Source organism: Enterobacter sp. DSM 30060 (genome assembly GCF_013375955.1).
GTDB classification, from domain to species: Bacteria; Pseudomonadota; Gammaproteobacteria; order Enterobacterales; family Enterobacteriaceae; genus Enterobacter; species Enterobacter intestinihominis.
The window spans coordinates 1028107-1050037 of sequence record NZ_CP056118.1 but is presented as its reverse complement, the minus strand read 5'-3'; the positions used below and the strand labels follow the sequence as shown (position 1 = coordinate 1050037).

Sequence of the window (21931 nt, the reverse complement as noted above, 5' to 3'; positions counted from 1 at the left end):
CCTCTGTTGTCTGAAAGTTCGAAGCTCAATTTTTCCACAGAAACGCAAGGGGAGCCAGCAAACTTTCCTTGATTAATTAAGTGAATAAGTGCAGGTGTGACTATCACGGAGCTAAATGCATATGAACACCCCAGGATGGATGCATCCCCAGCTCTTGGCATTTGATCCCTTGCAAGCAGATCGGCGTATCGTACACTTCAAATGGGATACAGAATGGGATACATTGTGGGCTACAACCCGCATTCCACCGCTTCTGGTGCTTGATTGCATGGGATACAAAGCTGACTTATCGGTCAGCTTCAACTTCTTACGAAACCCCGCTTCGGCGGGGTTTTTGTTTTCTGAAGGTTGCAGGCCGGGTCAGCGAAGCGCCAAACGACATCAATTCTCAATTTTGCGACGCCAAGCACATTTCACTGCTTTACCGATTATGCGTTCCTTTCATCTGCTGCGCATGATCGTAATCACAAAATTTAACGCTATAAAATTAGAAAATTTTAGTGTTGAACAGATGTTGTGAATGTTGAATCAGTGATGCTGAATGTTATTCATTTGATAATTTAATATTGAATCTAAAAACATTCTTCTGGTGAATGTGTGATATATCCCACTCTTTAACCGGAAGCTGAGAAAATATTCCTGATAAAGTTGATAAACCACAAAAATGTTTTAAAAGAATAATGATGGTTTATTAACCTTTAATTGCCTGAAAGATAGTCTTTATTAATATTGTTAAGGCAAAAAAATTCATGCTGGTTATTGCCATAAAATAAATTTATTACCGCGGATTTTGTTGATCAATATCAGCGTAATTGCGTATTTTTAGCTATCTAACTGTTTGAATAATAAGATTATAAATCGATTTTAAATGTGGTTGTAAAAAGGGCATCCTGGCAAATTGTGAGTAACAGCACATACCCCCTGAAACAATATTGGGTAGAATCCGCTGCGTCATAGGGAAATAAGCGCAGAATATTATGAATACTATTATTCTACCGAAAACACAGCACCTCGTGGTATTTCAGGAAGTCATCAAAAGTGGCTCTATAGGTTCTGCTGCAAGACAACTGGGGCTGACGCAACCTGCCGTCAGCAAAATCATCAGCGACATCGAATCTTACTTTGGGGTGGAAGTGATGGTGCGTAAAAACACCGGCGTAAAACTCACTGCCGCCGGTCAGGTGCTGCTGTCCTACGCTGAGTCGATCACCCGCGAAATGAAAAACATGGTGAGCGAGATCAACAGCCTCAGTTTCAGTACCGTCATGGACGTCTCCTTCGGCTATCCGTCGCTGATTGGCTTCACCTTCCTGTCCGGGATGATCAAAAAATTCAAGGAAGTGTTCCCGAAGGCGCGCGTCTCAATGTATGAAGCGCAGCTCTCTTCATTCCTGCCCGCCATTCGCGATGGCCGGCTGGATTTCGCCATCGGCACGCTGAGCGACGGGATGTTGCTCCAGGATCTTCACGTTGAGCCACTCTTTGAATCTGAGTTTGTGCTGGTGGCGAGTAAATCACGAACGTGCACCGGCCCGACCAGACTGGCATCGCTCACACACGAGCAGTGGGTGATGCCGCAAACCGATATGGGCTACTACAACGAACTCCTGACCACCCTGCAAGATAACCACATCAGCATTGAAAACATCGTCCAGACCGATTCTGTCGTCACCATCTATAACCTTGTCCTCAATGCCGATTACCTGACGGTGATCCCCCGTGACATGATTGCGCCATTCGGCTCGGACCAGTTTATTGTCCTGCCGGTGGAAGATGCATTACCTGTGGCGCGTTATGCCGCCGTGTGGTCAAAAAATTACAGTATTAAAAAATCGGCGTCAGTATTAGTTGAACTGGCAAAACAATATTCGTCGATGAATATCGAAAAACGACGATAGAAATAATGATGATTTAAAATACCCGGAGCGACGATTTTTAACGCTCTGATACCCTGACTTTGCCTGAAAATAATGAATTATTATAACGAGGATATTATGCACATTACTTACGATCTCCCGGTGACCATTGAAGATATTCAGGACGCGAGAAAAAGACTGGCGGGAAAGATCTATAAAACCGGTATGCCGCGTTCAAATTATCTGAGCGAACGGTGTAAGGGTGAGATATTCCTGAAATTTGAAAATATGCAGCGTACCGGTTCGTTTAAAATACGTGGGGCGTTTAATAAATTAAGCTCGCTGACCGATGCGGAAAAACGCAAGGGCGTGGTTGCCTGTTCCGCAGGGAACCACGCGCAGGGGGTGTCGCTCTCCTGCGCCATGCTCGGCATCGACGGCAAAGTGGTAATGCCTATGGGCGCGCCGAAATCCAAGGTGGCCGCCACGCGCGACTACTCCGCCGAAGTTGTGCTGCATGGCGAGAACTTTAACGACACTATCGCCAAAGTGAGCGAAATCGTCGAGATGGAAGGGCGCATATTTATCCCGCCTTACGACGATCCGAAAGTGATCGCCGGTCAGGGCACCATCGGCCTGGAAATCCTCGAAGATTTATACGACGTGGATAACGTGATTGTCCCCATCGGCGGCGGTGGTTTAATTGCCGGTATTGCGACAGCAATTAAATCCATCAACCCAACTATCAATATTATCGGCGTGCAGTCTGAAAACGTGCACGGAATGGCGGCGTCGTATCAGACCGGTGAAATAACGAACCACCGCATTACCGGCACATTAGCGGACGGCTGCGACGTGTCTCGCCCGGGTAATTTAACCTTCGAAATCGTTCGTGAACTGGTTGACGACATTGTGCTGGTCAGCGAAGACGAGATTCGCAACAGCATGATCGCGCTTATTCAGCGAAATAAAGTGGTTACGGAAGGTGCTGGCGCGCTGGCGTGCGCGGCGTTATTAAGCGGCAAGCTGGACCATTATATTCAGGGCCGTAAAACCGTCTGCATTATTTCCGGTGGCAATATTGATCTCTCCCGTGTTTCCCAAATTACCGGCTTCGTTGACGCATAAAGGTGACCTATGAGCAACACAGAAAGCATTATCGTTGGCCAGACAAAAACGTCCACCTGGCGTAAATCGGATACCACCTGGACGCTCGGCCTGTTTGGTACCGCCATTGGCGCAGGCGTGCTGTTCTTCCCTATCCGTGCAGGTTTTGGCGGCCTGATCCCTATCCTGCTGATGCTGGTACTCGCGTTCCCGATTGCGTTTTACTGCCACCGCGCGCTGGCGCGTCTGTGTTTGTCCGGCAGTAACGTCTCCGGCAACATCACCGAAACGGTGGAGGAGCATTTTGGTAAGACCGGCGGGGTGGTGATCACCTTCCTCTACTTCTTTGCTATTTGCCCGCTGCTGTGGATTTACGGCGTCACCATTACCAACACCTTTATGACCTTCTGGGAAAACCAGCTCCAGATGCCTGCCCTGAACCGCGGCGTGGTAGCGCTGTTCCTGCTGCTGCTGATGGCCTTTGTGATCTGGTTCGGTAAAGACCTGATGGTGAAGGTGATGAGCTACCTGGTGTTCCCGTTCATCGCCAGCCTGGTGCTGATTTCTCTCTCGCTGATCCCGTACTGGAACTCAGCGGTGATCGACCAGGTTAACCTGAGCGATATTGCCTTCACCGGTCATGACGGCATTCTTGTCACGGTGTGGCTGGGGATTTCCATTATGGTCTTCTCCTTCAACTTCTCGCCTATCGTCTCCTCGTTTGTGGTCTCCAAGCGCGAAGAGTACGAGCCGGAGTTTGGTAAAGAATTCACCGAGCAGAAATGTTCCAAAATCATCGGTCGCGCCAGCCTGCTGATGGTGGCGGTGGTGATGTTCTTCGCCTTTAGCTGCCTGTTTACGCTCTCTCCGCAGAACATGGCGGACGCCAAAGCGCAGAACATTCCGGTGCTCTCTTACCTGGCGAACCACTTTGCGTCGATGTCAGGCAGTAAATCCACGTTCGCCACGGTGCTGGAGTACGGCGCGTCCATCATCGCGCTGGTCGCTATCTTTAAATCCTTCTTCGGTCACTACCTGGGCACGCTGGAGGGGCTGAACGGCCTGATCGTTAAGTTCGGCTACAAGGGCGACAAGAAGAACGTCTCCGTGGGCAAGCTGAACACCATCAGCATGGTCTTCATCATGGGCTCCACCTGGATTGTGGCCTATGCCAACCCGAACATTCTGGACCTTATTGAAGCCATGGGCGCGCCAATTATCGCCTCTCTGCTGTGCCTGCTGCCGATGTACGCCATCCGCAAAGCACCGGCGCTGGCGAAATACAAAGGCCGGACCGAGAACATCTTCGTAACCGTGGTCGGCCTGCTGACCATTCTGAATATCGTGTACAAACTGTTTTAAACCAAAGCTCAGGAAGAGCGGAGCCATACCATGATTGAGTTTCCGGTAGTACTGGTCATTAACTGCGGATCGTCCTCTGTTAAGTTTTCGGTGCTGGACGCCGCAGGCTGCGATGCCCTGCTGACGGGCATTGCGGACGGCATCAACACAGAAAAAGCCTTTATTTCCGTGAATGGGGGTGAGCCAGTCAGACTGGCTCATCAGGACTACGAAGGGGCGCTGGCCGCCATCGCCCTGGAGCTGGAGAAGCGCGACCTGATGGGCAGCGTGGCTTTGATTGGCCATCGCATTGCCCACGGCGGCGATCTCTTCAGCGAGTCGACCCTGATCACGGAAGAGGTGATGGAGCAGATCCGCCAGGTCTCCCCGCTGGCGCCGCTGCATAACTACGCTAACCTGAGCGGCGTGGAAGCCGCAGAGCGACTCTTCCCCGGGGTGCAGCAGGTGGCGGTATTTGATACCAGCTTCCACCAGACCATGGCGCCGCAGGCGTATCTGTACGGCTTGCCGTACCGCTATTTTGAAGAGCTGGGCGTGCGCCGCTACGGCTTCCACGGCACCTCTCACCGCTACGTGGCGGCGCAGGCGCACGCGCTTCTCGGGCTCTCCGCCGAAGACAGCGGCCTGGTGATTGCCCATCTCGGCAACGGGGCGTCCATTTGCGCGGTGCGTAACGGCAGAAGCGTGGACACGTCCATGGGGATGACGCCGCTTGAAGGACTGGTGATGGGCACACGCTGTGGCGACGTAGATTTTGGCGCGATGGCGTGGATTGCCCGGCAGACCGGGCAGTCGTTCGAGGATCTGGAGCGCGTGGTCAACAAAGAGTCCGGGCTGCTGGGGATCTCCGGCATCTCCTCCGATTTGCGCGTGCTGGAGAAAGCCTGGCATGACGGCAACGAGCGGGCGCGGCTGGCGATAAAGACCTTTGTCCACCGCATAGCGCGACATATCGCCGGTCATGCCGCGTCCTTGCACCGTCTGGATGGCGTGGTGTTTACCGGCGGGATCGGTGAGAACTCTGTGCTCATACGCGCGCTGGTGGTGGAGCACCTGAAGGTGTTTGGCATCATCCTCGACGAGTCCAAAAATGCCCTGCCGGGCAGCGCGGGTGAGCGCGTGATCTCCACCGAGTCGTCACGCGCGGCCTGCGCGGTGATCCCTACCAATGAAGAAAAAATGATCGCGCTGGACGCCCTCCGTCTTGGGAAGGTCACCCCGGCTGCGGCTTACGCCTGATAAAGCGAGAATCTGATGAAAGTAACAATCGATACGGGCGTCGCGCCTTACAGCGACGCATGGGCCGGGTTTCGCGGTGAAGAATGGAAAAACGCCGTTAACGTGCGCGATTTTATTCAGCATAACTACACCCCTTATGAAGGCGATGAAGCTTTCCTCGCGCAGGCGACGCCAGCAACGACGGCGCTGTGGCAGAAGGTGATGGTCGGCATTCGCCAGGAGAATGCCACCCACGCTCCGGTGGATTTTGACACCAACATCGCCACCACCATTACCGCGCACGGGCCGGGCTATATTGACCAGGAGCTGGAGACGATCGTCGGCCTGCAAACCGACAAGCCGCTCAAGCGGGCCCTGCATCCGTACGGCGGAATCAATATGATCCGCAGCTCATTCGAAGCCTACGGTCGCGAGATGGATCCGCAGTTTGAATATCTCTTCACCGACCTGCGCAAAACCCACAACCAGGGCGTATTTGACGTTTATTCCCCGGAGATGATGCGCTGCCGAAAATCCGGCGTGCTCACCGGTCTGCCGGACGGCTACGGGCGCGGACGCATCATCGGCGACTACCGTCGCGTGGCGCTGTACGGCATTAGCTTTCTGGTGCGCGAGCGTGAACTTCAGTTCGCCGATCTCCAGGGGAAACTGGAGCGCGGAGACGATCTGGAGGCCACGATCCGCCTGCGCGAGGAGCTGGCGGAGCATAAACGTGCGTTGCTCCAGATCCAGCAGATGGCGGCGAACTATGGCTTTGATATTTCACGTCCGGCGATGAATGCGCAGGAAGCGGTGCAGTGGGTCTACTTTGCCTACCTTGCCGCAGTGAAATCCCAGAACGGCGGGGCGATGTCGCTGGGGCGCACGGCCTCGTTCGTCGATATCTACATTGAACGCGACATGCAGGCAGGAAGGCTGAACGAGGTGCAGGCCCAGGAGCTGATCGACCACTTCATCATGAAGATCCGCATGGTGCGCTTCCTGCGCACGCCGGAGTTCGACACGCTCTTCTCCGGCGATCCGATCTGGGCCACGGAAGTGATTGGCGGCATGGGGCTGGATGGCCGTACGCTGGTGACCAAAAACAGCTTCCGCTATCTGCATACCCTGCACACCATGGGGCCTGCGCCGGAGCCAAACCTGACGATCCTCTGGTCCGAACAGCTGCCGATCGCTTTCAAGAAATACGCCGCGCAGGTCTCGATCGTCACCTCCTCGCTGCAATACGAGAACGATGATCTGATGCGTGCCGACTTTAACAGCGACGACTACGCCATTGCCTGCTGCGTCAGTCCGATGGTGATCGGCAAGCAGATGCAGTTCTTCGGCGCACGCGCCAACCTGGCGAAAACGCTGCTGTACGCGATTAACGGCGGGGTGGATGAGAAGCTGAAGATCCAGGTGGGGCCGAAAACCGAGCCGCTGCTGGATGAGGTACTGGATTACGACACCGTAATGGCGAGCCTCGATCACTTCATGGACTGGCTGGCAGTGCAGTACATCAGTGCGCTGAATCTCATTCACTACATGCATGATAAATACAGCTACGAAGCCTCGCTGATGGCGCTGCACGACCGGGACGTTTACCGCACCATGGCCTGCGGCATTGCCGGGCTGTCGGTGGCGGCGGATTCCCTGTCAGCCATCAAATACGCCACGGTAAAACCGGTGCGCGACCACACCGGTCTGGCGGTCGATTTCGTCATCGAAGGCGACTATCCGCAATACGGCAACAACGACGATCGCGTGGACAGTATCGCCTGCGATCTGGTTGAGCGCTTTATGAAGAAAATCCAGGCGCTGCCGACGTACCGCAACGCCGTGCCGACGCAGTCGATCCTGACCATCACCTCCAATGTGGTTTACGGGCAGAAGACCGGCAACACGCCGGACGGACGTCGCGGCGGTACACCGTTTGCGCCTGGCGCCAACCCGATGCACGGGCGCGACAGAAAAGGGGCGGTGGCGTCGTTGACCTCGGTCGCCAAGCTGCCGTTCACCTATGCCAAAGACGGGATCTCCTACACCTTCTCCATCGTGCCGCAGGCACTGGGCAAGGACGAGCTGGTGCGCAAAACCAACCTTGTCGGGCTGCTGGACGGGTACTTCCACCACGAAGCGACCATCGAGGGCGGGCAGCACCTGAACGTCAACGTGATGAACCGGGAGATGCTGCTGGATGCCATCGCCCATCCGGAGAACTATCCGAACCTGACGATCCGCGTTTCAGGCTATGCGGTGCGGTTTAACGCTCTGACCCGCGAGCAGCAGCAGGACGTGATTTCGAGGACGTTTACGCAGACGATCTAACACAGGCCCCCTCTTCAGCCTCCTCAGATGAGGAGGCTTTTAATTTTGTGAACACCGTCAATTTTAGAAAACTCACTCTCTTTTCTGCTATCCCGAAGTAATATTTTCCTCTTGCCTTAGGAAATCCATATAAAAGTTGTGACTTTTTCTCCCGCGCTCCGGATATGATCTCCCCATACCAATAACTCACACCTGCACCCTCTGACTCGCAATCGCTGGCGATCGGAACCTTATAAAAACAAATCGTTACCCTACAAAATAAGCGAGTGCCCAATGAATATGGCAACAAACAGCAGTGTGATTGTGAGTGATTCCCCTGCGGCAAGGCGGGCGGGAATGAGCGAAAGCGAATGGCGAGAGGCGATTAAATTCGACAGCACCGATACGGGCTGGGTCATCATGAGTATTGGGATGGCTATCGGCGCGGGCATTGTTTTTCTTCCGGTGCAGGTTGGATTAATGGGGCTATGGGTATTTTTACTCTCGTCGATAATTGGTTATCCGGCCATGTACCTGTTCCAGCGCCTGTTTATTAATACGCTGGCGGAATCGCCGGAATGTAAAGACTATCCGAGCGTTATTAGCGGATATTTAGGCAAAAACTGGGGCATCTTATTGGGTGCACTTTATTTCGTGATGCTGGTGATCTGGATGTTTGTCTATTCGACGGCCATTACCAACGACAGCGCATCCTATTTACACACCTTCGGCGTAACCGACGGTTTGCTCTCGGAAAATCCGTTCTACGGCTTATTCCTGATCTGCATTCTGGTCGCCATTTCGTCGCGCGGTGAAAAGCTGCTGTTTAAAGTCTCCAGCCTGATGGTGCTGACCAAATTATTTGTGGTGGCGGCGCTGGGGCTTTCGATGATTGGCCTCTGGCATTTAGCCAACGTCGGCATGCTGCCGCCAATGGGGCTGCTGATTAAAAACGCCATTATTACGCTGCCTTTCACCTTAACCTCCATTCTGTTTATTCAGACATTAAGCCCGATGGTGATTTCCTATCGTTCACGGGAAAAATCCGTTGAGGTGGCGCGGCATAAAGCGCTGCGGGCAATGAATATCGCCTTTGGCGTGCTGTTTGTGACGGTCTTTTTCTACGCTGTCTCCTTCACCCTGGCGATGGGGCACGACGAGGCGGTAAAAGCCTACGAGCAGAATATTTCCGCCCTGGCAATCGCAGCACAGTTTATCAGCGGTGACGGCGCGGGCTGGGTCAAAATTGTCAGCGTAATCCTCAATATTTTCGCTGTGATGACCGCGTTCTTTGGCGTCTATCTCGGCTTTCGTGAGGCGACGCAGGGCATTGTGATGAACATCCTGCGCCGCAAAATGCCGGCGGAGAAAATCAATGAAAATGCCGTCCAGCGCGGGATTATGCTGTTCGCCATCCTGCTGGCCTGGAGCGCGATTGTGTTAAACGCGCCGGTGCTGAGCTTCACTTCCATCTGTAGCCCTATTTTCGGGATGGTGGGCTGCTTAATTCCGGCGTGGCTGGTCTACAAAGTGCCCGCACTTCATAAATATAAAGGCGTATCGCTGGTGATTATTGTGATTACCGGGCTGCTGCTTTGTGTTTCTCCTTTCCTCGCCTTCTCATGAGGTTAAATAAGGTCGTAACGATGTCTGAGCAAATTAATCCTTTATGGAACCATTTTATTCGCGCGGTGCAGGAAGAGGTAAAGCCTGCGCTGGGCTGTACCTAACCCGTCTCGCTGGCGCTGGCGTGCGCGATGGCTGCCGGACAGCTTGACGGTGAGGTGACGCGTATCGAGGCGTGGGTATCGCCGAACCTGATGAAAAACGGGCTTGGCGTAACGGTGCCCGGTACCGGTATGGTCGGTTTACCCATCGCGGCCGCGCTGGGGGCGACAGGCGGTAATGCACACGCCGGGCTGGAGGTGTTGAAAGACGCGTCGTCCGAGGCGCTAACGCGCGCCAAAGCACTGCTGAACGCGGGTCTGGTGCAGGTAAAATTGCAGGAGCCGTGCGATGAGATCCTCTATTCACGTGCCTGCGTTTACGTCGGTGAATCCTCGGCGATGGTGACCATCGCCGGCGGGCACACCCGTGTGGTGGAGATGGTGTGTCAGGGCGAAACGCGCTTCAGGCTTGACGATAATCAGAGCCAGAACAGCGACGATCCGCTGGCGGTGCTCTCGACCACCACGCTGTCGCAGATCCTTGAGTTTGTAGAGCTGGTGCCGTTCGACGCGATCCGCTTTATCCTCGATGCGGGACGGCTGAACGATGCGCTCTCCCGCGAAGGTTTACGTGGCAACTGGGGGTTGCATATTGGTGCGACGCTCAATAAACAGCGCACACGCGGATGGATGGCGCAGGATCTGGGGTCAGACATTGTTATCCGCACCAGCGCAGCCTCGGATGCCCGCATGGGGGGCGCGACACTGCCGGCGATGAGCAACTCGGGTTCCGGGAATCAGGGCATCACCGCCACCATGCCGGTGGTGGTGGTGGCTGAGCACGTTCAGGCCGATGACGAACGGCTGGCGCGGGCGCTGATGCTCTCGCACCTGTCGGCGATCTATATCCATTACCAGCTTCCGCGCTTGTCCGCGTTGTGCGCGGCGACAACGGCCGGAATGGGGGCCGCCGCAGGGATGGCGTGGCTGATGGGCGGTTCTTACCAGACAATTTCCATGGCGATCGGCAGTATGATCGGCGACGTCAGCGGGATGATCTGTGACGGGGCGTCTAACAGTTGCGCAATGAAGGTCTCGACCAGCGTCACCAGCGCCTGGAAAGCCGTGATGATGGCGTTGGATGATACTGCCGTGACGGGTAATGAGGGGATTGTGGCGCACGACGTGGAGCAGTCGATCGCGAACCTGTGCGCGCTGGCGTGCCGCTCGATGCAGGCAACGGACCGGCAGATAATTGAGATTATGGCGAGTAAGGTGTAAAAATTTCCCCTCACCCCAATCCCTCTCCCCATAGGGGAGAGGGGCTCGATCGTTCCCTCTCCCCTATGGGGAGAGGGCTAGGGTGAGGGGGGGGTTAAACCGGCAAATCAATCAGCAGCGCGCGCAGCGGCGTATCCGCCACCAGGGTGATATTCGCTTCATCACGAATAAACGCACCGTCTCCGCAGGTGAGCGCCTCTTTCTCTTCCGCGTGCGTCACCGCATGCACCGTTCCGTGAATGGACTGCAGATAGGCGCGCGGGCCATGAAGCTGGAAGCTTGCCTGTTCACCTTTTTTCAGTTCGATATGGTGCAGCCACACCTGCTGGCGCAGCTGCAGGCTGCCTTTGCTGCCATCAGGGGATGCAATCAGCTGCTGTTTATCGCCCTTCAGATCGATTTTTTGCACCAGCGGATTTTCCCGCTCCGGACAGGCATCCAGCCACAGCTGCATGCGGGTCAGCGTTTTGTCTTTGCTGAGGTTATGCTCGCTATAGCTAATACCCGGCTGCGTGGAAATTAACAGCGCCTCGCCAGCCTTCGCCTGGACATGATTGCCCTCGCTATCGCGGTATTCTGCCTCGCCTTCCAGGATCAGGTTCAGGATATCGACTTTCGGGTACGTGCGCGGCTGGAAGGACGCGCCCGGGGCGAGCACTTCCTGGTTCAATACGCGCAGTGAAGCGTAACCGAGAAGTTTAGGGTCAAAGTAGTGTCCAAAGGAAAAGGTGTAGCGGGCCTGCAACCAACCGAAATCGGCTTGTCCACACTGTTTCGCTGTTCTTGTCGTAATCATAAACTTGACCTCTCTTTACACTAAATCAATGGTAAAGGTATGGACGCTGCAATGTTAGCCAGATATTCTGCCCGGTATGTTCAAATTTCCTGAATGAGAACGAGATGGCTAAAGAGAGAGCATTGACGCTTGAGGCGCTTCGCGTCATGGACGCGATTGACAGGCGCGGCAGTTTTGCCGCGGCGGCAGATGAACTGGGGCGCGTTCCGTCTGCGCTGAGCTATACCATGCAAAAGCTGGAGGAGGAGCTGGATGTTGTGCTCTTCGATCGCTCTGGTCATCGAACAAAATTCACCAACGTTGGGCGGATGCTGTTAGAGCGCGGCCGCGTATTGCTGGAAGCGGCGGATAAACTGACGACCGATGCCGAAGCGCTGGCGCGCGGTTGGGAAACCCATCTGACGTTAGTGACCGAAGCGCTGGTGCCCACCGAGGCGCTGTTCCCGCTGGTGGACCGCCTGGCGGCGAAGGCCAATACGCAGCTGTCGATCATCACCGAGGTGCTGGCAGGGGCGTGGGAGCGTCTTGAGACGGGCAGGGCGGATATCGTTATTGCGCCGGATATGCATTTCCGCTCATCGTCAGAAATTAACTCGCGCAAACTGTACAGCGTGATGAACGTCTACGTCGCTGCGCCGGGTCACCCGATCCATCAGGAGCCGGAACCGCTCTCTGAGGTCACGCGCGTGAAATACCGCGGCGTGGCGGTGGCGGATACCGCGCGCGAGCGCCCGGTGTTAACGGTGCAGTTGCTGGATAAACAGCCGCGTCTGACGGTGACGTCGCTGGAAGATAAGCGTCAGGCGCTGCTGGCGGGGCTGGGCGTGGCGACCATGCCGTATCCGTTCGTCGAAAAGGACATTGCAGAGGGACGGCTGCGCGTTGTCAGCCCGGAATACACCAGCGAAGTGGATATTATTATGGCGTGGCGTCGTGACAGCATGGGCGAAGCCAAATCATGGTGTTTACGCGAAATTCCGAAGCTTTTCACGCAATATAATAAATAAAATCGTAATTTGTAGGCCCGGTAAGCGAAGCGCCACCGGGCTTTTTTTTATGCGCAGATCTTCGGATCCGGACCAAAGCGGTTTTCTCCCGGCGTTCCGCTCTGACAGTTGAAAATCAAAATCACGATCCAGCCGATAAGCGGGATCAACAGCAACAGCAGCCACCACGCCGAACGATCGGTGTCGTGAAGACGACGAAACAGTACGGCCCATGAAGGCAGCAGAACCAACACACCATAAATGGTGGTGAGAATGCCTTCGCCCCCCTCGCGTTCCCAGCCGAGGATTTTGTCCACAATACCCAGCACCATAATCAGGACGAAGTTCACCAGAACGAACATCCAGTACTCTTTACGGCGGGCACGGCCACCAAATCCAACGTAGTTGCGCAGTACTTTTAAATACCAGTCCATTTTTCCTTGCCTCTTAGTCAGTCAATCACTTGTTTTCTAAGCGATCGAGATAAGGATAGATGTATGCCGTGAATTAAAAAAGGGAATCAATTGATTCCCTAAATAATTATCCGAAACGCACGTCGCGCCCGTGTGGTTCATCCAGAACCTGCCACGGACCAATGGAGATAATGCCCGTTGGGTTGATGGTCTTATGACTGCGGAAATAATGGGTGCGAATATGGTCAAAATTGACCGTCTCCGCAATACCCGGCATCTGATAGATGTCGCGCAGGAAACCGTGCAGGTTCAGATAATCGCTGATGCGATGCTTGTCGCACTTGAAGTGGGTGACATACACCGGATCGAAGCGGATCAGCGTCGTCCACAGGCGGATGTCTGCTTCGGTGAGGCGATCGCCCGTTAAATAACGATGCTGGCCGAGGATCTGCTCCAGACGTTCCAGGGATCCAAACACGTTGCCGACCGCTTCGTCGTACGCTTCCTGACTGGTGGCAAAACCGGCTTTATAGACGCCGTTGTTGACGTTGTCGTAGATCCAGCCGTTCAGCTCGTCAATTTTCTCGCGCAGCTCAACCGGATAGTAATCCCCGGCGCGGGCGCCGTGCGCGTCAAACGCGGTATTGAACATGCGAATGATTTCAGCGGATTCATTGCTGACGATCGTCTGGTTTTTCTTGTCCCACAGCACAGGCACCGTTACGCGTCCGGTGTAGTGCGGATCGGCGCGCAGATAGAGCTGATACAGGAAATCGTGATGATAAAGCTCATCACCCGTCGCGGCCGGGAAGTCACTGTCGAACGTCCAGCCGTTTTCCAGCATCAGCGGGTTGACCACCGAAACCGGAATTAGCGATTCGAGACCTTTAAGTTTGCGCACAATCAGCGTGCGGTGCGCCCACGGACAGGCGAGAGAAACATACAGATGATAACGATCTTTCTCCGCCGCAAAGCCCCCTTCGCCACTCGGGCCGGGCGCGCCGTCGGCGGTCAGCCAGTTACGGAAGGCCGAAACAGAGCGCTTAAAGCGTCCACCGGTGGATTTGGTGTCATACCAGACATCCTGCCAGACGCCGTCTACGAGTTGTCCCATTTTTTACTCCTCCGTCAGATAGCAAAAGCGAGGAGATGTCTCCTCGCTTTGAATTTAATCAGTATAGCGTGCTTACCACTTCTTATTCAGAAGACGGTCGATGCTGTAGGCGCCCGGACCCGTGATAGCCAGCAGCAGGAAGCCACCCGCGATGGTCAGGTTTTTCATGAACATCAGGGAGTTCACGCCTTCCGCAAAGTTGCTGTGGAAGATGAACGCGGTCAGCAGGGTAAAGCCTGCGGTGAACAGCGCTGTGGTGCGGGTCAGGAAACCGAACAGCACTGCCAGGCCGCCGCCGAACTCAAGCAGGATGGTCAGTGGCAGCAGGAAGCCCGGCACGCCCATCGCTTCCATATACTGCTGAGTACCCGCATAGCCGGTAATTTTGCCCCAGCCTGCGGTGATGAACAGCACAGGCATCAGAATACGCGCTACCAATACACCAACATCTTCTAATTTTTTCATTTTACTCTCCAGGAAACCACATCAGCGGCTAAACGTTATTTGCTTGCAAATTCGGGTAGATACCGCGTCTTTGCTGTCGATGGAGAGGAGTGTAAACGGGGCGGATGGCAAATGTTAGCAAGGAAAACTGTCAATCTTTTTCAAAGATATTGAGTAAGGGAGCATAGAGAGATTTTGCCGGGTGACGGCTACGCCTTACCCGGCCTACTTTTTTACCGTAGGCCGGGTAAGCGCATCGCCACCCGGCGAGAAGGCTAGCGCAGCTGCTGCTGACGAATCGTTGCTTTCACCAGACGCCATGCGCTCCAGACACCAAAGCCACGGCGTGCCCAGCGAATAAGCATGTTTGGATGACGAATCGTCCAGATCGCCATCACGCTGCTACCCACCAGCGCCCACGATCGCAGGCTCAGAAGAGTATTCCAGCCGCGATCGTAACGCTGGGTCAGCTCCAGCCAGTCGCGACGGCTGGCGGACAGGTCCAGCCGCTGCTGCTGGATCTGGCTCAGCAGATACGCTTTCCGCTTTTGACGTTCGGCTTTGTCGCTCACGACTTATCATCCTCCAGCAGGGCGCGGTCGTTGGCCAGCTCCTGGCGCGTATGGCGCAGGAAGGTCGACGTGCGCGCTTTATGCAGGGTCCAGATACCGCCTATCAGCGCCGCCACCAGCAGAACCACGGTAGTCGCAATCATCGCGTTCAGTCGATACTGTGGATCGATAGCCCAGATGATTAACACCATCAGGCTCATCAGACCAAACGCGGCAAAGAGCATCGTAAGCCCAAGCATGAGCAGCATCTGGAAGAGATTGGCTTTCTCCTCTTCCAGTTCCACTACCGCAAGCCGGACGCGCGTTTCGGCAATCCCGACCAGCGTCGTAAGAATACGCTGGCCGATGCCGAGGACGTTTTTAGCAGGCCCTTGTGCGTGACGTGGATCTTCCATAATCAACGACGCGTCAGCAGGACACCCAGCACCACACCCACTGCGGCACCAATACCAACGCCTGTCCATGGATTGTCACGTACATATTCGTCTGCGCGCGCAGCCGCTTCGCGGGTCTGTTTCGCCAGTGCATCACCGGTTTCACCCAGACGGTAACGGCTCTCTTTCAGTGCCTGCTCCGCTTTGCTGCGCAGTTTGCTGACTTCTTCTTTCGATTTATCGGCAGAAGAGTTCAGCACCTCTTCCAGGGTGTCCGCCAGGGATTTCAGCTCAGCGCGCAGATGTTCTGAAGTTGTATCTTTTGACATGATTCTCTCCTGTTGAGATTTCCGTTAACTCAATAATCGCGAGCTTCCAGCGCTTTCAGTTCGTCCTGCGCCTCTTGCAACTTCCTCTCGCGCTTGGCAATTTTTTCCGCATCACCTTTCTCTTTCGCTTCTTGCAGGTCTTGACGGCGCTCGGCTATCTCGTCCTTCTGTTCAGCGATTTTTTCCTGATGATCGGCACGCAGCTTGCTGTCCGTACAATTGTCTTTCACTTCGCTCAGCGCTTTTTTCAGTCCGTCGATCCGGTGCTGATTGTTATGCTTTTCGGCATAACTGATTTCGCGTTGAATATCCTGTTCTTTCTCCTGACAAAGAGACATAGCGAAGGAAGCTGTGCTTAAAGAAAAAAGGGCCAGAGCCAGGGTGATGCGGTATTTCATTATAGAAACCTTCCATTGTGTTACGGCGTAAGCCGTGTTCCAGAACTATGCGGAGAACATCTGAGGGGTGCTCCGCGTACTTAAGCATAGTAAGTAAACGGGAGTTTCACCAAAGTGGGTGAAAATATTCGGAATATTAGTCGTTAGCCAAATCGATGCGACGTGTCGCGTAACCGTGACATCCAGGAGGCTACGTGGCTGTCATCATCCTGTTGCGCGATGATGTAACCCTGCGGCAACGTGCGGTCCAGCACCGCTTTCGCCGCGGCGCTTTGCGCACTGGAGTCAAATTTTATCAGCAGCACATCGTCTTGCGGCGTGATGCTCTTAAAGCGGATCCCGTTAGCGTCCAGATGATGCCAGATGGAAAAACCATCCGGCACGCTGGTTCCTTGACTCACAGGACGGATAGTCAGCGTCGACTCCTGGTGCTGTAGGGCAGACCATAGCAGGATGAGAGCGCTGAACATCATTAGCGCGACGATGGCGTAAGAGAAGCGGCGCAGCGCGAGCGGGGAGATAACCATCGTTAACCCCTGGCTCCGTATTTCTTTTTCCACAGTACGACCAGTGAACCGACCAGGCCAAACACCAGCAGGACGACGGGCAGCAGCATCAGGCAAGACATCAGCTGGTCTTCATATTTCATAAAGACCGGCGTTTTACCGAGCGCGTAGCCGAGCGTGGTCAGGATCAGAACCCACAGCAGGCCGCTCATCCAGTTAAAGAACTGGAAGCGCGCGCTGCTCAGGCCGGACAAGCCCGCAATGGTCGGCAGCAGGGTGCGTACGAATGCGATAAAGCGGCCAATCAGCAAGGCGGAGAGCCCGTGCTTATGGAAAAGGTGGTGCGCTCGCTGGTGATAATGTGCCGGAAGATGCGAAAGCCAGTTCTGAACGATTCGCGTGTTGCCGAGCCATCGCCCCTGAATATAACTCACCCAGCAACCCAGGCTGGCGGCAATGGTCAACAGCAGAACCGTTTGTGGGAAAGCCATCGCCCCTTTTGCACAGAGCACCCCAACCAGCACCAGCAGGCTGTCGCCCGGTAAAAAGGCAGCAGGCAGCAGACCGTTCTCAAGGAACAGGATCATAAATAACACAAAGTAGAGCATGCCAATCATGGACGGGTTGGCCAGCGTTTCGAAATCCTGAGCCCAGAGGGCGTTCAGTAGTTGGGTCAAAAGTTCCATTCAGTGTTCCTGGAAATCGGTTAACGTCACGCCTGTCATTCGGGAAAACAGCACGGCGACATTGTTATGATTTCATTATGGTCGCTCGCGGACACAATGATGTGTGGCCAACACTGTTCCCTGTTAATTGGCTGGTTAGCAAGCACTAACTTACAAAATAACGAAGTGAATCCAATTGTAACAAAGCCCGACGTTCTGCGTCACAGAATTTGAGGGGAAACACGATTTTGGCGTAAGCCACGGAGGGGAGCGAGAGATTTTACAAAGGCTGACACTATAGAGGTTTTCTTACCCTGTCTGGCCGGAAGGCGCGGCGGTGCGCCTGCCAGCAGTTCAGGAGGTTATTTTGCGACATTGGTCGCGGTATCGAGGTGAACCACCGGATTATCAGCAAAAAGATAGCGGTCAGCGTTAAATTCAAAGTCATCACTCGTTTCATTAAAAAGCATCTGTTTAGTGTTCTCCAGATGCTGCCACATTGCCAGTTTCGCCGCATGCGGATCTTTACGAATCAGGGCCTTAAGAATCTGGTCGTGGTCGTCACACCAGTTGTCTACCGTGCGGGAATCAATGTGATCGTGCAGTTTCTTCCAGTACGGGTTGTGAACGCGCTGAGTCCACATTTTTTCAACGATTGCCGCCAGCGCCGTGTTTTGAGTCGCAAGGGCGACCTGGACGTGGAATTGCAGGTCCCATTCGGAATCGCGGAAACATTTTTCTTTACGCGCATGATCCTGGATTTCCATCAGCTTCATGATGTCCTGCTTGGTGACCTGCGTCGCTGCGAATTCTGCGATATTGCTTTCAATCAGCTGGCGAGCCTGGAGAAGCTCAAACGGACCGTAGCTGGCAAATTCCAGACTTTCGTCCGGCGTGGGGGAGTGTTTCGCCTGGCTGGAAATCACGTGAATACCGGAACCTTTGCGTACCTCAACATACCCTTCAACTTCCAGCATGATGATGGCTTCGCGGACCACCGTACGGCTGACGCTTTTTTCATCCGCAATAAAACGCTCAGCGGGAAGTTTATCACCGACAAGATAGACCCCTTGCTCGATGCGATCTTTCAGCTCGGCGGCAAGTTGTTGATATAAACGACGTGATTCGGTGATTTCCATATGCTCTCCAGGCAGGGTACGGCGAATGATTTGTTATACCACTTTTGCGTGCCACTCTCCAGATTTCGCCATTAAAAAAGCAGCCCGGAGGCGGCTTTTGCGACGTTTTTGCCGGGTGGCGCTACGCTTACCCGGCCTACGGTTTTATCGGGTGTTGTAGGCCGGGTAAGGCGAAGCCGCCACCCGGCACAACAAGCTAACTCTGCGTCGCCGGTCCCCCAAGGGACTCTTTCGCCAGTTCCTCGGCGGACTTACTCTTCAGCACCGTCCAGATAACCACTGCACCCAGCAGGTCGAAGATGGCCAGTACCGCGAACAGCGGGCTGAAGCCGATGGTGTCTGCCAGCGCGCCGACCACGAGGGCGAACAGGGTACTTGCGGTCCAGGCGGCCATCCCGGTCAGACCGTTGGCGGTGGCAACTTCGTTACGACCAAACACGTCGGACGAGAGCGTAATCAGCGCGCCAGACAGAGACTGGTGAGCAAAGCCCCCGATACACAGCAGGGCGATAGCCACGTAAGGACTGGTGAACAGGCCAATCATGCCAGGGCCAATCATCAGCAGGGCGCCCATGGTGACCACCATCTTACGGGACACAATCAGGTTCACGCCAAACCAGCGCTGGAACAGCGGTGGCAGGTAGCCGCCGACGATACAGCCCAGGTCTGCAAACAGCATTGGCATCCAGGCGAACATCGCGATCTCTTTCAGGTTAAAGCCGTAGACTTTGAACATGAACAGCGGGATCCAGGCGTTGAACGTACCCCAGGCCGGTTCCGCCAGGAAGCGTGGCAGGGCGATACCCCAGAACTGACGGGTACCCAGGATCTGCCAGACGGACATTTTCTTGCCGTTGTCGGTCTGATGATGAGATTCCTGACCATTAATAATGTAGTCACGTTCTTCGGTAGACAGCTTTTTCTGATCGCGCGGGTGTTTATAGAAGATCAGCCACGCCATGGCCCAGGCAAAACTCAGCACACCGGAGATGATGAACGCCATTTGCCAGCTGTGCATCATAATCGCCCACACCACCAGTGGCGGAGCAATCATCGCCCCGATGGAGGAACCCACGTTGAAGTAACCGACAGCGATTGAACGTTCTTTTGCCGGGAACCATTCAGAGCTGGCTTTCAGACCCGCAGGGATCATCGCCGCTTCGGCAGCACCTACCGCACCACGCGCCAGCGCCAGCCCGCCCCAGCTGCCAGCCAGCGCCGTCGCCCCGCAGAAGACGGCCCATGCTACAGCGAAGAAGGCATAACCAATTTTTGTACCCAGAATATCAAGAACATAACCTGCAACAGGCTGCATTACGGTGTAAGCGGCAGAATACGCCGCAATGATGTAAGAGTATTGTTGTGTGGAGATATGTAACTCTTCCATCAACGTTGGCGCCGCTGCTGCCACGGTGTTACGTGTCAGGTAGCCCAGCACGGTGCCGAGCGTCACCAGTGCGATCATGTACCAACGTAACCCTTTAATTTTACGCATGTAAAACCTCATCGTTATGTTATTTCCGTGTCGGGACACGGCAACAACTCAACCGTTGCCGGGAGCTGTTCTGTAACGGGAGGGGCGTAACCGGGAACCTGTCCCGGAACGGCCCGAACCTTGCCATAAGTCATCGTGCTAAGTCGGCTTCCGTACCGTTAAATCCGATGTAACAAACACCGGTAATGCATTCCGTCGGCTTATAGTTTGCGACGGCGAAAAGATAACTTGTCATACAACTTTAAAAGGTGAGTGACATCACAAAAGAGTGAATCTTTGTAGGGATATTATGCGGCGTGCGCAAAGCCAGATCTGGCGCGGCCTGCAAGAAGGTTTACCCCTTTGAGGGTAATTTATTTGTCGACGTTTATTGATCTAACTCACGAAAAAAACGTCGGACTCTGGAAATTGGTGTGATAACTTTGCAGCATCTGAACATAAGCTTTCTGACGCTCCCGTAATGAGGAAGACGATAATGACACCGTTTATGACCGAAGATTTCCTGTTAGATACCGAATTTGCTCGCCGCCTGTACCACGACTACGCAAAAGACCAGCCGATTTTCGACTACCACTGCCATTTACCGCCGCAGCAGGTTGCCGAAAATTACCGTTTCAAAAACCTGTATGATATCTGGCTGAAGGGTGACCACTATAAGTGGCGCGCAATGCGCACCAACGGCGTGGCCGAGCGCCTGTGTACCGGCGACGCGACCGATCGCGAGAAGTTTGACGCCTGGGCCGCTACCGTTCCTCACACCATCGGTAACCCGTTATACCACTGGACGCACCTCGAACTGCGTCGTCCGTTTGGTATCACCGGCAAGCTGCTCTCTCCCGCCACGGCGGATGAAATCTGGGATCAGTGCAACGAACTGCTGGCGCAGGATAGCTTCTCGGCGCGCGGCATCATGCAGCAGATGAACGTGAAGATGGTGGGCACAACCGACGATCCGATCGACTCCCTGGAGCACCACGCGGTTGTCGCGAAGGACAGCACGTTTGACATCAAAGTGCTGCCAAGCTGGCGCCCGGATAAAGCCTTCAACATCGAGCTGCCGACCTTTAACGACTACATGGCGAAGCTGGCGGAAGTTTCGGATACCGACATTCGTCGCTTTGACGATCTGCAAACCGCGCTGACCAAACGTCTGGATCACTTTGCCGCACACGGCTGTAAAGTGTCTGACCACGCGCTGGACGTGGTGCTGTTCGCGGATTCCAGCGAAGCCGAGCTGGACAGCATCCTGGCGCGTCGTCTCTCCGGCGAAGCCCTGAGCGAGCATGAAGTCGCCCAGTTCAAAACCGCGGTGCTGGTGTTCCTCGGTGCGGAATATGCCCGTCGCGGCTGGGTTCAGCAGTACCATATCGGCGCGCTGCGTAATAACAACCAGCGTCAGTTCAAACTGCTGGGCGCGGACGTGGGCTTCGACTCCATCAACGACCGCCCTCTGGCGGAAGAGCTGTCAAAACTGCTGAGCAAACAGAACGAGCAAAACCTGCTGCCAAAAACCATTCTCTACTGCCTGAACCCGCGCGATAACGAAGTACTGGGCACCATGATCGGCAACTTCCAGGGCGAAGGGATGCCGGGCAAGATGCAGTTCGGTTCCGGCTGGTGGTTTAACGATCAAAAAGACGGCATGGAGCGTCAGATGACGCAGCTGGCGCAGCTCGGCCTGTTGAGCCGCTTCGTTGGCATGCTGACCGACAGCCGCAGTTTCCTCTCCTATACCCGCCATGAATATTTCCGCCGCATTCTGTGCCAGATGATTGGCCGCTGGGTGCACGCGGGTGAAGCGCCAGCGGATATCCAGCTGCTGGGCGAAATGGTGAGAAACATCTGCTTTAACAATGCGCGTGACTACTTCGCCATTGAACTGAACTAAGGCCGTTTGAG

Annotated in this window: 21 protein-coding genes and 1 pseudogene; 10 read left to right on the top strand and 12 right to left on the bottom strand. The window is 54.6% G+C overall.

Going from position 1 to position 21931, the window contains the following annotated elements:
- Positions 1-115: 115 nt before the first annotated feature.
- The 8 genes and pseudogenes from HWQ15_RS04955 to HWQ15_RS04920 all read left to right on the top strand — a co-directional run bounded on the left by HWQ15_RS04955 (position 116) and on the right by HWQ15_RS04920 (position 10801).
- A complete protein-coding gene (locus HWQ15_RS04955; RefSeq protein ID WP_063215983.1) occupies positions 116-520 on the top strand; it encodes a hypothetical protein in 405 nt (134 codons plus the stop codon).
- A 457-nt stretch (positions 521-977) separates the two neighbouring features.
- Positions 978-1898 (top strand): transcriptional regulator TdcA, encoded by a 921-nt coding sequence (gene tdcA / locus HWQ15_RS04950; protein ID WP_023298702.1) that lies wholly within the window; start codon positions 978-980, stop codon positions 1896-1898.
- Between the two features lie 96 nt (positions 1899-1994).
- Positions 1995-2984, top strand: a complete 990-nt coding sequence (gene tdcB, locus HWQ15_RS04945) for a bifunctional threonine ammonia-lyase/L-serine ammonia-lyase TdcB (RefSeq protein WP_032626468.1) — start codon at positions 1995-1997, stop codon at positions 2982-2984.
- 9 nt (positions 2985-2993) lie between these two features.
- Entirely contained in the window at positions 2994-4325 is a 1332-nt protein-coding gene (gene tdcC, locus HWQ15_RS04940) for a threonine/serine transporter TdcC (protein WP_023307044.1), read from the top strand.
- 30 nt (positions 4326-4355) lie between these two features.
- A complete protein-coding gene (gene tdcD, locus HWQ15_RS04935; RefSeq protein WP_063149073.1) occupies positions 4356-5564 on the top strand; it encodes a propionate kinase in 1209 nt (402 codons plus the stop codon).
- A 15-nt stretch (positions 5565-5579) separates the two neighbouring features.
- On the top strand, positions 5580-7874 hold the full coding sequence (pflB, locus tag HWQ15_RS04930; RefSeq protein ID WP_063149074.1) for a formate C-acetyltransferase: 2295 nt from the start codon (positions 5580-5582) through the stop codon (positions 7872-7874).
- A 273-nt stretch (positions 7875-8147) separates the two neighbouring features.
- On the top strand, positions 8148-9479 hold the full coding sequence (locus HWQ15_RS04925) for an amino acid permease (protein ID WP_022649483.1): 1332 nt from the start codon (positions 8148-8150) through the stop codon (positions 9477-9479).
- 20 nt (positions 9480-9499) lie between these two features.
- A pseudogene (locus tag HWQ15_RS04920) lies at positions 9500-10801 on the top strand (serine dehydratase subunit alpha family protein).
- 94 nt (positions 10802-10895) lie between these two features.
- Here HWQ15_RS04920 and HWQ15_RS04915 read toward each other — a convergent pair.
- The gene (locus HWQ15_RS04915; RefSeq protein WP_022649481.1) at positions 10896-11597 is read right to left on the bottom strand and encodes a pirin family protein; all 702 of its coding nucleotides are present in this window, start codon (positions 11595-11597) and stop codon (positions 10896-10898) included.
- A 104-nt stretch (positions 11598-11701) separates the two neighbouring features.
- On the opposite strand from HWQ15_RS04915, the gene yhaJ reads away from it, so the two are divergent.
- Positions 11702-12604 (top strand): DNA-binding transcriptional regulator YhaJ, encoded by a 903-nt coding sequence (gene yhaJ / locus HWQ15_RS04910; RefSeq protein ID WP_022649480.1) that lies wholly within the window; start codon positions 11702-11704, stop codon positions 12602-12604.
- Positions 12605-12651: 47 nt separating this feature from the next.
- Here the strand turns inward: yhaJ and HWQ15_RS04905 are convergent, their stop codons facing one another.
- The 11 genes from HWQ15_RS04905 to HWQ15_RS04855 all read right to left on the bottom strand — a co-directional run bounded on the left by HWQ15_RS04905 (position 12652) and on the right by HWQ15_RS04855 (position 20032).
- Positions 12652-13017: a DUF805 domain-containing protein gene (locus HWQ15_RS04905; RefSeq protein WP_022649479.1), complete on the bottom strand. Its 366-nt coding sequence runs from the start codon at positions 13015-13017 to the stop codon at positions 12652-12654.
- A gap of 106 nt (positions 13018-13123) precedes the next feature.
- Positions 13124-14110 (bottom strand): glutathione S-transferase family protein, encoded by a 987-nt coding sequence (locus HWQ15_RS04900; protein WP_058677049.1) that lies wholly within the window; start codon positions 14108-14110, stop codon positions 13124-13126.
- Positions 14111-14182: 72 nt separating this feature from the next.
- Entirely contained in the window at positions 14183-14575 is a 393-nt protein-coding gene (locus HWQ15_RS04895; protein WP_006812075.1) for a DoxX family protein, read from the bottom strand.
- 254 nt (positions 14576-14829) lie between these two features.
- Entirely contained in the window at positions 14830-15126 is a 297-nt protein-coding gene (locus tag HWQ15_RS04890) for a YqjK-like family protein (RefSeq protein WP_022649477.1), read from the bottom strand.
- A complete protein-coding gene (locus tag HWQ15_RS04885; protein ID WP_003862647.1) occupies positions 15123-15521 on the bottom strand; it encodes a phage holin family protein in 399 nt (132 codons plus the stop codon). Before HWQ15_RS04885 ends, HWQ15_RS04890 begins: the two co-directional genes overlap by 4 nt.
- 2 nt (positions 15522-15523) lie before the next feature.
- Positions 15524-15829: a YqjD family protein gene (locus tag HWQ15_RS04880; RefSeq protein WP_008503141.1), complete on the bottom strand. Its 306-nt coding sequence runs from the start codon at positions 15827-15829 to the stop codon at positions 15524-15526.
- A gap of 29 nt (positions 15830-15858) precedes the next feature.
- On the bottom strand, positions 15859-16227 hold the full coding sequence (locus tag HWQ15_RS04875) for a DUF1090 domain-containing protein (protein ID WP_017382428.1): 369 nt from the start codon (positions 16225-16227) through the stop codon (positions 15859-15861).
- A gap of 143 nt (positions 16228-16370) precedes the next feature.
- Entirely contained in the window at positions 16371-16754 is a 384-nt protein-coding gene (mzrA, locus tag HWQ15_RS04870; RefSeq protein ID WP_022649476.1) for an EnvZ/OmpR regulon moderator MzrA, read from the bottom strand.
- Between the two features lie 2 nt (positions 16755-16756).
- Positions 16757-17419 (bottom strand): DedA family general envelope maintenance protein YqjA, encoded by a 663-nt coding sequence (yqjA, locus tag HWQ15_RS04865; RefSeq protein ID WP_022649475.1) that lies wholly within the window; start codon positions 17417-17419, stop codon positions 16757-16759.
- Positions 17420-17760: 341 nt separating this feature from the next.
- Positions 17761-18537 (bottom strand): transcriptional regulator ExuR, encoded by a 777-nt coding sequence (gene exuR / locus HWQ15_RS04860; RefSeq protein ID WP_023298695.1) that lies wholly within the window; start codon positions 18535-18537, stop codon positions 17761-17763.
- Between the two features lie 196 nt (positions 18538-18733).
- The gene (locus HWQ15_RS04855) at positions 18734-20032 is read right to left on the bottom strand and encodes an MFS transporter (protein ID WP_063215985.1); all 1299 of its coding nucleotides are present in this window, start codon (positions 20030-20032) and stop codon (positions 18734-18736) included.
- 475 nt (positions 20033-20507) lie between these two features.
- Between HWQ15_RS04855 and uxaC the strand changes: the two genes are divergently transcribed.
- The gene (gene uxaC, locus HWQ15_RS04850; protein ID WP_063146532.1) at positions 20508-21920 is read left to right on the top strand and encodes a glucuronate isomerase; all 1413 of its coding nucleotides are present in this window, start codon (positions 20508-20510) and stop codon (positions 21918-21920) included.
- Positions 21921-21931: the final 11 nt, after the last annotated feature.